Origin of the sequence: Aeromicrobium sp. UBA7512, from assembly GCF_002476985.1 — a bacterium.
In the GTDB taxonomy this organism is placed as follows: domain Bacteria; phylum Actinomycetota; class Actinomycetes; order Propionibacteriales; family Nocardioidaceae; genus Aeromicrobium; species Aeromicrobium phoceense.
Genome location: NZ_DLNK01000003.1, coordinates 699,216 through 712,136, shown reverse-complemented (window position 1 = coordinate 712,136; position 12,921 = coordinate 699,216). Strand labels below are relative to the sequence as shown.

General features: G+C 70.7%; 19 protein-coding genes. 8 read left to right on the top strand and 11 right to left on the bottom strand.

Going from position 1 to position 12,921, the window contains the following annotated elements; all coding sequences use genetic code 11:
• Positions 1-3: 3 nt before the first annotated feature.
• Together B2363_RS05405 and B2363_RS05400 are read right to left on the bottom strand one after the other, a co-directional pair.
• Entirely contained in the window at positions 4-612 is a 609-nt protein-coding gene (locus B2363_RS05405) for a TetR/AcrR family transcriptional regulator (RefSeq protein ID WP_286928960.1), read from the bottom strand.
• A gap of 2 nt (positions 613-614) precedes the next feature.
• The gene (locus B2363_RS05400; RefSeq protein WP_286928959.1) at positions 615-1,280 is read right to left on the bottom strand and encodes an enoyl-CoA hydratase/isomerase family protein; all 666 of its coding nucleotides are present in this window, start codon (positions 1,278-1,280) and stop codon (positions 615-617) included.
• A 125-nt stretch (positions 1,281-1,405) separates the two neighbouring features.
• On the opposite strand from B2363_RS05400, the gene B2363_RS05395 reads away from it, so the two are divergent.
• Together B2363_RS05395 and B2363_RS05390 are read left to right on the top strand one after the other, a co-directional pair.
• Positions 1,406-1,912, top strand: a complete 507-nt coding sequence (locus tag B2363_RS05395; protein ID WP_286928957.1) for a DUF2975 domain-containing protein — start codon at positions 1,406-1,408, stop codon at positions 1,910-1,912.
• On the top strand, positions 1,913-2,164 hold the full coding sequence (locus B2363_RS05390; protein WP_286928956.1) for a helix-turn-helix domain-containing protein: 252 nt from the start codon (positions 1,913-1,915) through the stop codon (positions 2,162-2,164).
• Between the two features lie 49 nt (positions 2,165-2,213).
• On the opposite strand, the gene B2363_RS05385 is transcribed toward B2363_RS05390, so the two are convergent.
• The 7 genes from B2363_RS05385 to B2363_RS05355 form a co-directional block, all read right to left on the bottom strand.
• Positions 2,214-3,398, bottom strand: a complete 1,185-nt coding sequence (locus B2363_RS05385) for an HNH endonuclease signature motif containing protein (RefSeq protein ID WP_286928955.1) — start codon at positions 3,396-3,398, stop codon at positions 2,214-2,216.
• 9 nt (positions 3,399-3,407) lie between these two features.
• Positions 3,408-4,091 (bottom strand): hypothetical protein, encoded by a 684-nt coding sequence (locus B2363_RS05380; protein WP_286928953.1) that lies wholly within the window; start codon positions 4,089-4,091, stop codon positions 3,408-3,410.
• Positions 4,088-4,612 carry a metallophosphoesterase family protein gene (locus B2363_RS05375; protein WP_286928951.1) on the bottom strand — a complete coding sequence of 175 codons (525 nt, stop codon included), beginning with the start codon at positions 4,610-4,612 and terminating at the stop codon, positions 4,088-4,090. The genes B2363_RS05380 and B2363_RS05375 overlap by 4 nt, the downstream gene beginning before the upstream one ends.
• A gap of 8 nt (positions 4,613-4,620) precedes the next feature.
• Positions 4,621-5,136, bottom strand: a complete 516-nt coding sequence (locus B2363_RS05370; RefSeq protein WP_286928950.1) for a macro domain-containing protein — start codon at positions 5,134-5,136, stop codon at positions 4,621-4,623.
• Positions 5,133-5,591: a hypothetical protein gene (locus B2363_RS05365; RefSeq protein ID WP_286928948.1), complete on the bottom strand. Its 459-nt coding sequence runs from the start codon at positions 5,589-5,591 to the stop codon at positions 5,133-5,135. Before B2363_RS05365 ends, B2363_RS05370 begins: the two co-directional genes overlap by 4 nt.
• A 16-nt stretch (positions 5,592-5,607) precedes the next feature.
• Positions 5,608-7,002: a VWA domain-containing protein gene (locus B2363_RS05360; protein WP_286928947.1), complete on the bottom strand. Its 1,395-nt coding sequence runs from the start codon at positions 7,000-7,002 to the stop codon at positions 5,608-5,610.
• Positions 7,003-7,078: 76 nt separating this feature from the next.
• Positions 7,079-7,963, bottom strand: coding sequence for an AAA family ATPase (locus B2363_RS05355; protein ID WP_286928945.1), 885 nt, complete (start codon positions 7,961-7,963; stop codon positions 7,079-7,081).
• 23 nt (positions 7,964-7,986) lie between these two features.
• On the opposite strand from B2363_RS05355, the gene B2363_RS05350 reads away from it, so the two are divergent.
• The 6 genes from B2363_RS05350 (at position 7,987) to B2363_RS05325 (ending at position 11,769) form a co-directional block, all read left to right on the top strand.
• On the top strand, positions 7,987-8,376 hold the full coding sequence (locus B2363_RS05350) for an SRPBCC family protein (protein WP_286928943.1): 390 nt from the start codon (positions 7,987-7,989) through the stop codon (positions 8,374-8,376).
• Between the two features lie 13 nt (positions 8,377-8,389).
• Positions 8,390-9,679 (top strand): M20/M25/M40 family metallo-hydrolase, encoded by a 1,290-nt coding sequence (locus B2363_RS05345; RefSeq protein ID WP_286928942.1) that lies wholly within the window; start codon positions 8,390-8,392, stop codon positions 9,677-9,679.
• A 73-nt stretch (positions 9,680-9,752) separates the two neighbouring features.
• On the top strand, positions 9,753-10,052 hold the full coding sequence (locus tag B2363_RS05340) for a YtxH domain-containing protein (protein WP_286928940.1): 300 nt from the start codon (positions 9,753-9,755) through the stop codon (positions 10,050-10,052).
• Positions 10,049-10,459 carry a phage holin family protein gene (locus B2363_RS05335; protein WP_286928939.1) on the top strand — a complete coding sequence of 137 codons (411 nt, stop codon included), beginning with the start codon at positions 10,049-10,051 and terminating at the stop codon, positions 10,457-10,459. The genes B2363_RS05340 and B2363_RS05335 overlap by 4 nt, the downstream gene beginning before the upstream one ends.
• Before the next feature lie 12 nt (positions 10,460-10,471).
• Positions 10,472-10,738 (top strand): DUF3618 domain-containing protein, encoded by a 267-nt coding sequence (locus B2363_RS05330; protein ID WP_286928938.1) that lies wholly within the window; start codon positions 10,472-10,474, stop codon positions 10,736-10,738.
• A complete protein-coding gene (locus B2363_RS05325; protein ID WP_286928937.1) occupies positions 10,738-11,769 on the top strand; it encodes a YihY/virulence factor BrkB family protein in 1,032 nt (343 codons plus the stop codon). The genes B2363_RS05330 and B2363_RS05325 overlap by 1 nt, the downstream gene beginning before the upstream one ends.
• Positions 11,770-11,777: 8 nt before the next feature.
• Here B2363_RS05325 and B2363_RS05320 read toward each other — a convergent pair whose 3' ends face one another.
• Positions 11,778-11,963, bottom strand: coding sequence for a DUF5703 family protein (locus B2363_RS05320; RefSeq protein WP_078701178.1), 186 nt, complete (start codon positions 11,961-11,963; stop codon positions 11,778-11,780).
• Positions 11,960-12,913 carry an aldo/keto reductase gene (locus tag B2363_RS05315; protein ID WP_286928934.1) on the bottom strand — a complete coding sequence of 318 codons (954 nt, stop codon included), beginning with the start codon at positions 12,911-12,913 and terminating at the stop codon, positions 11,960-11,962. Before B2363_RS05315 ends, B2363_RS05320 begins: the two co-directional genes overlap by 4 nt.
• Positions 12,914-12,921: the final 8 nt, after the last annotated feature.

The following is a 12,921-nucleotide window of genomic DNA, read 5'->3' as shown; positions in this document are numbered from 1 at the left end:
CCGTCACGCCGGCGGTTCGGCGCTCGTGATGCCTCGCACGGCCTCGCGCAGCGCGTGGTGTGCGAGCGTGCTGTCGAGTCGGTCCGCACTGAGCAGCAGCTTCGCGGGCAGGTCGACGACGCAGATCCTGACCAGGGCGACGGCTCGACGGTCGGTGCGTCGCCAGAGTTGCTCGGCGAGACCCGTGATCAGCTCGCCGAGCTCCAGCCGGAGCCGCTCGACCTCGTTCCGCTCGTCCGGCCCCACGTTGCCGGTGAGGAGGTCCGTGGCGTCGACGGCGAGCAGGAGGCGGGAGGCCTCCGGGTTGGTCCGGGCGTAGGTCGCCAGCGACAGGGCGGCGACGGCGATCCCCTCCTGAGGTCCGTCTGCGCGCACGGTGGCTTCCACGAGGTCGCGCTGGTAGCGCAGGAACGCCACCGCCTCGCGCACCCAGACCCGCGCCAGCAGGTTGTCGCGGGAGCCGAAGGCGTTGTAGATGACGCCGTTGGCGGCACCGGCACGGGCGCTCAGGGCGCGCATCGTCACACCCGTCGCGCCGTGCTCGACCCAGAGAGCACGCGCGTGGTCGAGCAGGACGTCGGGCTGGTGCTCCCTGGGGCGGCCGCGTGCCATCCTCAGCTCGCCCGCGGCTTCAGCGCTTCGATGGCCGCGGCGTACATGACCTGCTTGATCTTGCCCAGCGTGGCGCGGTCCTTGCCGGCTAGTGGTGCGACGCGCGCTGCTGCCGTCTCGACGAGCGTGTCCTGCGGGGCGACCGCGTCCACGATGCCCGAGGCCTGTGCCGCAGGGCCGTCGTAGCGACGTCCGGTGGTCATGGACTCGACGGCGGCCGACGGTGTGACCTTCGCCTGGATGAGGGCCGCCATGCCCTCGGTGAACGGGATGTGGATGTCGACCTCGGGGAAGCAGAAGTAGCCCCGATCCTCACGCATGACCCGGAAGTCGTGCGCCATCGCCAGCATCGATCCGGCACCGAAGGCGTGGCCGTTGATGGCGGCGATCGTGGGGACGGGCAGCGTGAGCACTGCGGCGAAGAGTCCGTGCACCCGGTCGACGTAGGCGTTCAGCTCGTCGGGGTGCTGCGAGAGCCACTCGAGGTCGAGACCGTTCGAGAAGAACTTGCCCGTGCCCGTCGTGACCAGCACGGCCGGCTCGGTGCCCTCCGCGAGACCTCGAAGGTCCTCCACGGCTTGGGCGAGCAGGTCCGGCGAGAACCGGTTCTCGTTGTCGCCGAGGTTGAGCGTCCATACGGGTCCGTCGTGGTTCGTGAGCATCGTCATGTCGCCCACAATAAAGGAGCGTGCGCTCCAAAAATAGTTCCGGGTCGTCCCGTGACCGGACGCCGTTGCCAGACCTATCGAGTTACGATAGGTTCCGATCAAGAGGCGGCGCAAAGGAGTCGAGAATGAGCAAGTGGGCTATCGCAACGTTGCGCGTGGTGATCGCGATCGCGCTGCTGGGATCCGTGGTGGTTCAGGCGGGGATGGTGGCCCTGCTGTGGTGGGACACCGACGAGGAGCCGACGGCCTCCGGCGTCGCGCTCGTGATCATCGGGGTGCTGGGTGTGGTGACGCTCCAGGTCGTCGCGGTCTGCATCTGGCGGCTGCTGACGATGGTGCGACGTGGCACGGTCTTCTCGCGTGCGGCGTTCCGGTACGTCGACGGGGTCATCTGCGCCATCAGCGCCACGGCGGTGCTGATCTTCGCCGTCGCCGTGTGGGCGCGCTTCGCCAATCACGCCACGCCCGGGGACGAGGTGGCGCCCGGACTGGTCGGCCTGATCTGCGGGTTCGCCCTCGTCGCGGCCGGAGTGGCCCTGGTCGTCTACGTGATGAGGGCCCTGCTCACGCAGGCCGTCGCACTGGACTCCGAGACCAAGCACCTCAAGTCCGAGCTGGACGAGGTGATCTGAGTGCCGATCATCGTCGACATCGACGTGATGCTGGCCCGGCGCAAGATGGCGGTCGGCACGCTCGCGGACCGCATCGGCATCACTCCGGCGAACCTGGCGGTGCTGAAGAACGGGCGGGCCAAGGCGGTGCGGCTCACCACGCTCGCTGCACTGTGCGAGGCGCTCGAATGCCAGCCCGGTGACCTGCTGCGGTGGGAGCCCGAGGACGGCGCGGAGGACACCGACGCGAGCGGGCAGGAGGCCCGGTCGTGACCCACATCGTCGCGTTCAGTCGGCCGACCTCGCGATCAGCGGCGACGCGTCAGGCCGTACGGCGGGGGACGACGATGTCGAGTTCGATGAGGAACGGCGGAGCGGGCAGGTAGTTCTCGACGTGTCGGGTGGGCGCACCGAGGTGGCGGTCGTCGAGGTGACCGTGGGACTTCATGTTGTGGTGCTTCCGGCACAGGCAGCGGAGGTTGGATCCGCTGGTGGTGCCGCCGCTGTCGTAGGCCTTGGCATGGTCGAGGTCGGTCTCGTGCGCGGGGGCGCGGCATCCGGCGACCCGGCAGGTTCCGTCGCGCCATCTCAGTGCCTGCCGGAGTGATTCCGGTGGCCGGTAGGCCAGGACCGTGGTGTCGAGAACCTCACCGATCGAGTCGAGGACCAGTCGGCGGAAGACCGTGTGCTCGGACTGGGCGAGCTCACGAACCCATGCGGCCTCCACGGGCTCGCCGTCGAGGGTGAAGCCCGGGCCGCGAGTGAGGCCGACGAAGTCCGTGACCGGGATGCCCATGTCGGGGGCGAGGTCAAGGCAGGAGGTGAGCCACTCGACGAGCTGGTCGGCCTGCTTCTGATCGCGGGTGCGGCGATCCTTCTCGCCCGTCTCCGCGTCGACCGCCGGCACGGCCCGGGCGGCGCGACGCAAGCGGTCGCCGATGACGATGGCGACGCCGGTGGGCAGTAGGGCGTTGAGCCAGGACGTGCCGTCGTCGTTGTGCGTGATGGAGACGCGACGGTCCTCGGTGGCGCGCGCGGCCTCGGCGCTCACCTGCTCCGGCTCGAGCCGCGCACGGAACCGGCGCAGCCAGGCCCGCAGCTCGGCGATCGTGTGGGAGGCCGCATAGTCGGGAGCGGAACGCTCCAGCACCGAGAGCGCCTCGGAGGTCTGCAGCTTCTCCGCCGTCGCCGCGATCGCCGAGACGCGCACCGCGTCGATGTCGCCCTCGCGAAACGACTCCCACACGAGCGGCGCCCTGTCGCGGAGCGTGGCCGCCTCGTGGACCAGGGCCCACACGTGCTGCTCGCTGACATGCAGCGCCTGGGCGATGTCCAGGGTGACCGCGCGCCGGGCCAGGTCCTTCGACAGGAGGATCTCGTCGGTGCGGTCGATCTCGGCGGTGCGCTTGGCGTGGAAGTGGACGGCGAACTCCCATTCCTCGAACTCGGCGATCGCCCGCGCACGACGCACCGCATCGCCTGCGGTGATCGCCCGGTTGAGGTCCATGCACCCAACTTAGTGGGCGCCACCGACAGAATCGTTGCGTTCGACCAGCCCCAGGATGGCCGCGCCCACGGCGCCCGGATCGACCAGCTGGTGGAGGTGCCCGCCATCGAGGGTCGCCGTCGGCCAGCCGGCTTCCTGGGCCAACCGGAGTTCCGCCGCGTACGTGTCGCCGAACGCGAGGTACGTCGCGGGGCGGTCGATCCAGCCGCGGGGGACCGGCAAGCTGCTCGTGAAGTAGGAGAGGGGCAGCCGCTGCTGCTCGGCCGCGACTTCCTCGAAGGCAGCGGCGTCGGGGAACAGGTCCGCGATGTCTGGCCACCAGTCGGTCCACCGGGGCAGGCGTCCGTCCGGCTCGACCAGGTCGCGCAGGAAGTCCAGGAACTGCTCCGGCGCGAGCCGCGTCTGCCCGCCGTCGACGGCAGGCAGGGCGGCGTCCACGTGGACGGTGCGCTCCACGTCCAGGAGAGCGGCGAGCTGAGGAGCGTAGAGACCGGCATTGCTGTGAGGGACGAGCGTGACCGGGCCGGCTGGCGCCGCGCGGACGGCCGCGTCGAGCACTCGCTCTGGCGTGCGCGGCTCGGAACCGAAGTCCACCACCGTGGCCGCATGGCCATTCCCGTGCAGCCAGGCCTCCACCGGCCGCCAGGTGGCGGGCCCGAGGAGAGGACTCGGCACGAGGAGGAACGCGGTCATCGCGCTCGCGCCGGAGTCCTCGGTGGCAGCTCGTGCAGCTCGACGTCGCTCAGGACACCTGCATCGGCGACCGCTGTCATGTACGTGCAGAACGGCTGGCGGCGGCGGTCGGTCGGGGAGCCGGGGTTCAGCAGGCGGAGTCCGGTCGGGGTGGTCGTGTCCCACGGGATGTGGCTGTGCCCGAACACGAGGACGTCCACGTCGGGGTACTCGGCGCTGCACCGGGTGTCGCGGCCCTTCGACGCACCCGTCTCGTGCACGACGGCGAACCGGACTCCGTCGATCTCGGCCCGGGCGACGAGCGGCAGGCGCTCCCGCAGCTCGCCGTGGTCGTTGTTCCCGTAGACCGCCACGAGCCGCTTCGCGCGCGCCTCGAGGTCGTCGAGCGTGGCGACGTCCACCCAGTCGCCGGCGTGGAACACGACGTCGGCTTCGTCGACGGCCTCCCAGACCTGAGCGGGGAGCTGCTTCGCCCGCTTGGGCAGGTGGGTGTCCGCGATCAGCACGAGTCGGGTCGCCATGGGATCAGTCAACTCGGTTCGCCGGCGGCCGCGAGCGCCGCCTCGATCTCCCGCTGGGCCGCCGCGTCGTACCCGACCAGGATCACGTGCTCCACGTCCGTGGGGGTCGTGCGGACCGCGCGCACGGCCGCCGCCACCGACTCCGCCTTCGACCAGCCGTAGACGCCGGCCCCCACCAGCGGGAACGCGACCTCGCGCGCGCCCAGCTCGTCCGCGACCTCGAGGGACCTGCGGTAGCAGGACTCCAGCAGCACGGGGTCCGTCTGCCCCGCGTGCCGATTCGGGCCGACGGTGTGGATGATCCATCGGGCCGGGAGGTCGCCGGCCGTGGTCCAGCCGGCGTCGCCCGTGGGCAGTCCGTCGGGGAACCGCGCGATGCAGTCGGCGAGCACCGCCGGACCGCCCGCGGCGTGGATCGCGCCGTCCACCCCGCCCCCGCCGCGCATGGCGGAGTTGGCGGCGTTCACGACGGCGTCGACCTCGAGGGTCGTGATGTCGGCGTGGATCGTGGACAGCCGGGTCATTCCGCGCGCTCGACCCACGCCTGCTGGCCGGGCTCGATCGCGTCGAGGACCACGGTGCCGAACGCGCCGAGGACGAAGGTCACGGGCTCATCCGTGTCGACGCCCTCGGGGAGCTCGAACGTCGAGGTGGTGGGGACGTAGTCCATCGTCGCGGGGCGGCCCTCCTCAGGGCTGACCTGCACGACCACCTTCTGGCCCTCGGCGCTGACCTGGTTGACCACGGCCGGGTTCGTGCTGCTGCCGTAGGTGATCACGTGGATCTGACCCTCCTCGCCGACGGCCACGCCGGCGGGGGAGTCGAGCGTCTCCTCGACGCCGGCCGGGACGCCGCGGCTGGGCGCGGGAGTGGCCGACGTGGGCGAGCCGCTGCCGGGGGAGTCGTCCCCGGACGAGCCGCAGGCAGCCAGCGCGAGCGCCAGGACCGGCAGCACCGCAAGACGGGTCAGCGAGCGCATGGGCCCCCTCCTTCGCTCAGACAGGAAGCAATCGTGTCACGAAGTGCGTCAGCTGATCCACGTTGGCGCACTCGTGCATCGGGACGATCTCCGCGTATGCGAGCGCCTCGGAGTCGCCGAGGCCCCACCGAGTGTGGTGCTCGGGGTTCAGCCAGTAGGTCCGGCGCGAGCGCATCGCGATCTCGTGGAGCGCGTCGAACCGCGGATTCTGGTTGTTGTTCCGGGCATCGCCGAGGATCAGCACGGCCGTGCGGGGGCCGACCGCGTCGAGGAAGAACTCCTGGAAGTCCAGGAAGGCCTCGCCGTAGTCGCTGCTCGTGTGCCACTTCGTGATGCGCGCCTCGGCGCGGATCCGCGTCTCGATGTCGCCACCGCCGGAGACCGCGCCGTCGCGCACGATCTCGGTGACCTCGGCCATCGCGTTGACGAAGGCGAAGACGCGGATCTTGCTGAACTGCGCGCTGAGCGCCTGCGTGAGCAGCATCGTGAAGTTCGAGAATCCCGACACCGAGCCGGAGACGTCGCATAGCAGCACGAGCTCGGGGCGCGTCGGACGAGGCTTCTCGAAGACGGGCTTCATCGGCACGCCACCGGTGCCCATCGCGCGGCGCAGGGTGCGGCGCATGTCGATCTTGCCGCGACGGCGGCGGCGGCGACGCGCGGACAGCCGCGTCGCGAGGATGCGCGCGAGCGGCTTCACCGAGCGGCGCAGCTCCTCCAGCTGCTGGCGGTTGGCGCTGAGGAAGTCGACGCGGTCGCGCGAGGAGCGCACCGCGTGGCGGGCCACGAGCTCGCGCCCGCGGAGCTCGGCCGACCGTCGTCGCGCCTCGGCCTGCACCATCTCGCGGAAGGCCTCCACGCCTTGGCGCACCTCGTCACGCGCGAGGCGGTCGGTGAACTGGGTGCCCAGGCCCTGGCCGCCGCTGCCGCTGCCTCCACCGGGGCGCATGGCCATCGCGGCGGCGATCAGCGTCTGGGGCTGGAGCCGGTCGATCGTCTGGTAGGCCGACCAGCCCGCCGTGTCGGTGCCGGGCTGACCCACCTCGCCCAGCACGTCGACGGCGATCTCGGCGATCTGGGCCAGGGTGCGGGGGTCGCGGTCGAGCAGCGCCATGAGGAGGAGCTCGCGGATCTGCTGGACGTCGAGGTTCTCGTCGGCGTCGCGCGCGGCCTCGGGCCGGCCAACGCCGACCGGGAAGAACAGGTCGAAGGTCTGATCGAAGACGTCGCGCTGCCCGCCACGTCGCACCAGTGCGGCGGCGAGCCCCTCACGGAGGAGGTCACGGTCGTCGAGCCCCAGCACGCGCATGACGTCGGCGGCGTCGATCGACTCGCTGGGGCCGGCGTTGACGCCCTTGGCGCGCAGCGCCTCGACGAACTCGACCAGCCGGGTCGCGAGCTGGGTGCTCATGCCACTGCGCCCGAGGCGAAACGACTGTACGGACGCATCGACCTGAGGAGTCGCATGATCGCTCGCTGGCGCTCGCTCATGAGAGCACGGCGTCCAGGTCCAGCTTGGTGCGGGCCTTGTCGATGTCGTCCTGGTGCTTCAGCACGACGCCCAGGCTCTCGGAGACGACCTCGGTGGTGAGCGTGTCGGCACCGAGCGCGACGAGCGTGCGCGCCCAGTCGAGCGTCTCCGAGACGGAGGGGGCCTTGCGCAGCGGCATGGCGCGCAGCGCGTTCACGACGCGGACGAGCGAGTCGGTGAGGGCGTCGTCGAGGTCGGGCACCTTGAGCGCCACGATGTCCCGCTCGAGGTCGGCGTCGGGGAACTCGATGTGCAGGAAGAGGCAGCGGCGACGCAGGGCCTCGGACAGCTCGCGGGTGGCGTTGGACGTCAGCACCACGAACGGGCGCTGCGTGGCCGTGACCGTGCCGAGCTCGGGGATCGTGATCTGGAAGTCGCCGAGCACCTCGAGCAGCAGGCCCTCGATCTCGACGTCGGCCTTGTCGGTCTCGTCGATCAGCAGCACCGTCGGGCCGTCGTTGCGGATGGCCGAGAGCAGCGGGCGGGGGAGCAGGAACTCCTCGGAGAAGATGTCCGACTTCGCCTCGCTCCAGGACTCGTCGTGCCCGGCCGAGATGCGCAGCAGCTGCTTGGCGTGGTTCCACTCGTAGATCGCGCGGGACTCGTCGACGCCCTCGTAGCACTGGAGGCGGACGAGCTCGGCGCCGCAGGCCTGCGCGACGGCGCGCGAGAGCTCGGTCTTGCCGACGCCGGCCGGACCCTCGACGAGCAGCGGCTTGCCCAGCTCGCTGGCCAGGAAGACGGTGGTGGCGACGGCGTCGGAGGCGAGGTAGCCCGCGGTGGCGAGGCGCGCCTTGACGTCGGCGACCGAGGTGAACGGCATGGTGCCCTTGTTGAACATGGATTCAACTCTACGCTGTTCCCATGCCCAGAACGGTAGTGAGGTACACGTCACACCTCGATGCGGTCGACGCGTTCGCCCGCGTGACCGACTGGGAGCGCCATCGCGTGCCCCTCACGACGATCACGATCACGCCCGAGGGATTCACCGCCAGGACCGCGGTCGGCCCGGTCGGATTCGACGATCCGATGCACGTCACGCGGTGGGAGCCGCCGCACCGCGCCGACCTGCAGAAGCAGGGCCGCGTCGTCCGCGGGAGTGCGTCGATCACGGTCGAGCCGAGCGGCTCCGGCTCGGTGGTCACGTGGGACGAGGACGTCACCGTGATCGGTGTCCCGCGGCTGCTGGACCCGGTCGTCCGCCAGTTGCTGCGGCTCATGGTCTCGACGGTGCTCCGCCGCCTCATGTCCTGACTAGGCTGGGGGCATGACCGCCGCCGAGAACGAGGTCGTCGACCTCTGCCGTGACCTGATCCGGATCGACACGTCCAACTTCGGCGACTCGTCCGGGCCGGGGGAGCGGGTGGCGGCCGAGTACGTCGCCGCGAGCCTCGCCGAGGTCGGCATCGAGTCCACCATCCTCGAGTCGGAGGCCGGCCGGGCATCGGTGCTGGCTCGCTGGGGCAACCAGGACTCGTCTCGCCCCGGGCTCGTGATCCACGGTCACCTCGACGTCGTGCCGGCACAGGCCGCCGACTGGTCGGTCGACCCGTTCGCCGCCGAGATCGTCGACGACTACGTCGTGGGCCGTGGCGCGGTCGACATGAAGGACTTCGACGCGATCCTGCTGGCAGTGGTGCGCGAGCGCCAGCGCGACGGCCGGATCCCCGACCGCCCGATCCTGCTGGTCTTCACGGCCGACGAGGAGGCCGGCGGCCAGCTCGGCGCGCACTGGCTCGTCGCCGAGCACCCCGAGTGGTTCGAGGGCTGCACCGAGGCCATCGGCGAGGTCGGCGGCTTCTCCACCGAGGTGAACGGCAAGCGCCTGTACCTGCTGGAGTCCGGCGAGAAGGGCATCGCGTGGCTGCGGCTCACGGCCACGGGCACGGCGGGTCACGGCTCCATGCGCAACCACGACAACGCGATCACGCACCTCGCCCGCGCGCTCGTGCGCATCGGCGAGCACGAGTGGCCGGTCGAGCCCGGTCCGTCGATGCAGCTGCTGCTGGAGAAGGTGCGGGAGCTGACAGGGCTCGAGGGCACCCCCGACGAGCTGCTGGAGCACTTCGGTCCCGCGGTGCGGATGATCGGGTCGGGGCTGAGGAACTCGACGAACGCGACGATGGCGCAGGCCGGGTACAAGCACAACGTCGTGCCGGGGGAGGCGGTCGCCTACGTCGACGGCCGCCCGCTGCCCGGCCACCACGAGACCTTCGTCTCGCGCGTGCAGGACATCGTCGGCGAGGGCGTCCGGGTGGAGCCGTACCACGAGGACATCCCGCTGGAGTACGGCTTCGAGGGCGATCTCGTCGACGCGATGACGGTGTCGCTGCTCAAGCACGACCCCGAGGCGCACGTGGCGCCCTTCCTCATGTCGGGCGGCACCGATGCGAAGGCCTGGCACAAGCTCGGGATGACCTCCTACGGCTTCACGCCGCTGCGGCTGCCCGGCGATCTCGACTTCACGGCCCTCTTCCACGGAGTCGACGAGCGGGTGCCGATCGACGCGCTCCAGTTCGGCACGCGCGTCTTCGACGAGTTCCTCGATCTGGCCTAGGCCGCATACCCCCGCGTCGGCTGGGTACACCTCGGTGGCAAGCAGTCACACAGACGAAAGTGGGGTGGCCACCATGGCCGGAAAGTTGACGTTCCTCGTGGGTGCGGCAGCCGGATACGTCCTGGGGACGCGTTCGGGACGAGAGCGCTACGACCAGATCGTGGGCCAGGCGCAGAGACTGTGGAAGGACCCGCGGGTCAAGGACGCCACGGAGAAGGTGCAGCACGCTGCGCAGGAGCACATGCCCGGGTCCAGCAGCGGCTCCGGCTCGAGCACCGGCTCGACGAGCAGCACCAGCGGATCTGCCGGCGGCAGCACGAGCGGAAGCACGCCCGGCGGCACGGGCTTCGACAGCGGAGTCGGCGGGCGATGAGCCAATACGAGTCCGGTCGCGACTCGTCGGCCTCGACCTCGGAGCTGATCTCCAGACTCAGCGATGAGCTGAAGACGCTGGTGCGCGACGAGATTCGACTCGCGCAGATCGAGGTCGGCAGCAAGGCCAAGCGGGCAGGTGTCGGCGCCGGGATCATCGGCGCCGGCGGGCTGCTGGCGCTGTACGGCCTCGGCGTGCTGATCGCCGCAGCCATCCTGGCACTGGCGCTCGTCGTCGACGCCTGGCTGGCCGCCCTGATCGTCGCCGTCGTGATCTTCGTGATCGCCGGCATCGCGGCACTCCTGGGCAAGAAGCGCGTCCAGGAGGCCGGCGCACCGGTTCCGCAGGCGACCGTCGAGAGCGTCAAGGCCGACGTGGACGCCGTCCGTCACGCCCGAGACCACTAACCGGAGGACCCCATGACCGAACCACACGAATCCGAAGTCCTCCGCGACGAGGTCGAGAAGACCCGCGAGAACCTCGCGGAGACGGTCGACGAGCTGGCAGCGAAGTTCGACGTCAAGAGCAGGGCCAAGGAGTCGGCGCACGAGTTCACGTCATCCGCCAAGGAGACCGTGATCGATCCCGACGGCAAGCCGCGGCCGGAGGTGCTCTCGCTCGCGGCCGGGGTCACGTGCCTCGTGCTGGCCTTCGCCGTGCTGCGATCGCTGCGCCGGAGCAGCTGATGGCGGCCGAGCCCGGGGGCGAGCACGCGCCGAGTTCGCCGAAGGACCTCAAGAAGCGGCCGTGGCTCTACGTGGTGCGCAAGACCGCGCGGGAGTTCTCCGAGGACCAGGGGACCGACCTCGCGGCGGCGCTGACCTACTACTCGGTGCTGGCGCTGTTCCCGGCCGTGCTCGCCATGCTGTCGCTCGTCGGTCTCGTCGGCAGCAGTGAGAAGACAGTGGACGCGATCCTTCAGGTGCTGCGCGACGTGGGCGCCACGGGGGCCGCCGACACCCTCGAGCCCACGCTGATGCAGCTGGGGCAGAGTCAGAGCTCCGGGCTCGGCTTCATCATCGGCCTCGCGGCCGCGCTGTGGTCGGCCTCGGCGTACGTCAACGCGTTCTCGCGGGGCATGAACCGCATCTACGAGATCGACGAGGGCCGGCCCTTCTGGAAGCTGCGTCCGATCATGCTGCTGCTGACGCTCGTCACGGTGATCCTCGCGGGACTCGTCGGCCTGAGCCTCGTGCTCACCGGCCCGGCCGCCGAGGCGGTGGGCAAGGCGATCGGCATCGGCGAGACGGCCGTGACGGTCTGGAACATCGCGAAGTGGCCGGTCATGCTGCTGGTCGTCGTGCTGATCGTGGCACTGCTGTACTACGTCACGCCCAACGTGAAGCAGCCGCGCTTCCGCTGGATCAGCGTGGGCGCGGTCGTGGCGATCGTCACGTGGATCATCGCCTCGGCGCTGTTCGGGCTCTACGTGGCGAGCTTCTCGAACTACGACAAGACCTACGGCTCGCTGGCCGGTGTCATCGTGTTCCTGCTGTGGCTGTGGATCACGAACCTGGCGCTGGTCTTCGGCGCCGAGCTCGACGCCGAGCTGGAGCGTGGGCGCGAGCTGCAGGCGGGCTTGCCCGCCGAGGAGGAGATCCAGCTGCCTCCTCGGGACACGACCGTGATCGAGAAGAACCGCAAGAAGTACGAGGCCGACGTCAAGCGGGGCCGCGAGCTGCGGCGCACCCGCGGGGAGTCGGACGACCCGAGCTGATCAGGTCGTCAGACCGTGGCGCGCATCCTGATGATCTTGCGCCGCAGTCGCACCGTGCGGTGACCCGTCGGGTCCTTGCGCAGGCGGTCGAGTTCCCAACCCTGGAACTCGGCCGCCTGGGTCAGCCACTGGCACACGGCGTTGCGGGACTTGGTCCGGGAGATGGAGACGTCCCAGAACTCGTACTCGATCATCGAACTCCTTCGGACACGTCACTGAGTGCGGCGACGATCTCGGAGGGGAGCTCCAGCAGCTCCGATCCGAGGGACTCCTGCAGTTGGGCGGTGGTGCGGGCACCGACGATGGCCGACGCCACGAGCGGCTGGTCGCGCAGCCAGGCCAGCGCGACGTGCGCGATCGGCACGCCGAGGCCCTCGGCGGCGGCGGCCAGGGCATCGACGACGCGGGCCTTCGACGGAGTCAGGTGCGGGGCGACGAACGCCTCCCAGCGGGCGTCCGCGGCCCGGGAGTCGGCGGGGACCCCGCCGCGGTACTTGCCCGTGAGGACGCCGCGGCCGAGCGGCGACCACGCCAGGATGCTGAGGCCGGCGTGCTGCGCGGCCGGGATGACCTCGATCTCGGGCTCGCGCCGCACCAGGGAGTACTCGACCTGCGTGCTGACCAGCGGCACCCCGCCGCCGAGCCGCGCGAACGCGTGCTGGGCGGCCACGGTCTGCCAGCCGGTGAAGTTGCTGATGCCCGCGTAGCGCACCTTGCCCGAGCGCATGGCCTGGTCGAGGGCGGCCATCGTCTCGTCGACGGGCACGGACTCGTCGAAGCGGTGGACCTGCCACAGGTCGAGGTGGTCGGTGCCGAGGTCGGCCAGCGACTGGTCGAGCTGGCGCAGCAGCGAGCGCAGGGAGCCGTCGGTGACGACCCTGCCGTCGCGACGGACGACGCCGGCCTTGCCGGCCAGCACGAGCTCGTCGCGCACGCCGTGCTTGTCGAGCAGGGCGCCGATGACCCGCTCGCACGCGCCGTCACCGTAGATGGGGGCCGTGTCGAGCAGGGTGCCGCCGGAATCGAGGAAGAGCCGCAGCTGCTCCTCGGCCGCATACTCGTCGACCGCCGCGCCCCAGGACATCGTCCCGAGCGCGAGCCGCGACACCTGGAGACCCGAGCTCCCGAGCCGACGCACGTGCATGCGACGAG

Coding starts and splice junctions, on each gene's coding strand:
- B2363_RS05400 (WP_286928959.1), bottom strand. CDS start 1,280: ATGACGATGCTCACGAACCACGACGGACCCGTATGGACGCTCAACCTC.
- B2363_RS05335 (WP_286928939.1), top strand. CDS start 10,049: ATGAGCCAATACGAGTCCGGTCGCGACTCGTCGGCCTCGACCTCGGAG.
- B2363_RS05320 (WP_078701178.1), bottom strand. CDS start 11,963: ATGATCGAGTACGAGTTCTGGGACGTCTCCATCTCCCGGACCAAGTCC.
- B2363_RS05360 (WP_286928947.1), bottom strand. CDS start 7,002: ATGAGCACCCAGCTCGCGACCCGGCTGGTCGAGTTCGTCGAGGCGCTG.
- B2363_RS05355 (WP_286928945.1), bottom strand. CDS start 7,963: ATGTTCAACAAGGGCACCATGCCGTTCACCTCGGTCGCCGACGTCAAG.
- B2363_RS05405 (WP_286928960.1), bottom strand. CDS start 612: ATGGCACGCGGCCGCCCCAGGGAGCACCAGCCCGACGTCCTGCTCGAC.
- B2363_RS05365 (WP_286928948.1), bottom strand. CDS start 5,591: ATGCGCTCGCTGACCCGTCTTGCGGTGCTGCCGGTCCTGGCGCTCGCG.
- B2363_RS05385 (WP_286928955.1), bottom strand. CDS start 3,398: ATGGACCTCAACCGGGCGATCACCGCAGGCGATGCGGTGCGTCGTGCG.
- B2363_RS05340 (WP_286928940.1), top strand. CDS start 9,753: ATGGCCGGAAAGTTGACGTTCCTCGTGGGTGCGGCAGCCGGATACGTC.
- B2363_RS05330 (WP_286928938.1), top strand. CDS start 10,472: ATGACCGAACCACACGAATCCGAAGTCCTCCGCGACGAGGTCGAGAAG.
- B2363_RS05370 (WP_286928950.1), bottom strand. CDS start 5,136: ATGACCCGGCTGTCCACGATCCACGCCGACATCACGACCCTCGAGGTC.
- B2363_RS05395 (WP_286928957.1), top strand. CDS start 1,406: ATGAGCAAGTGGGCTATCGCAACGTTGCGCGTGGTGATCGCGATCGCG.
- B2363_RS05325 (WP_286928937.1), top strand. CDS start 10,738: ATGGCGGCCGAGCCCGGGGGCGAGCACGCGCCGAGTTCGCCGAAGGAC.
- B2363_RS05380 (WP_286928953.1), bottom strand. CDS start 4,091: ATGACCGCGTTCCTCCTCGTGCCGAGTCCTCTCCTCGGGCCCGCCACC.
- B2363_RS05315 (WP_286928934.1), bottom strand. CDS start 12,913: ATGCACGTGCGTCGGCTCGGGAGCTCGGGTCTCCAGGTGTCGCGGCTC.
- B2363_RS05350 (WP_286928943.1), top strand. CDS start 7,987: ATGCCCAGAACGGTAGTGAGGTACACGTCACACCTCGATGCGGTCGAC.
- B2363_RS05375 (WP_286928951.1), bottom strand. CDS start 4,612: ATGGCGACCCGACTCGTGCTGATCGCGGACACCCACCTGCCCAAGCGG.
- B2363_RS05345 (WP_286928942.1), top strand. CDS start 8,390: ATGACCGCCGCCGAGAACGAGGTCGTCGACCTCTGCCGTGACCTGATC.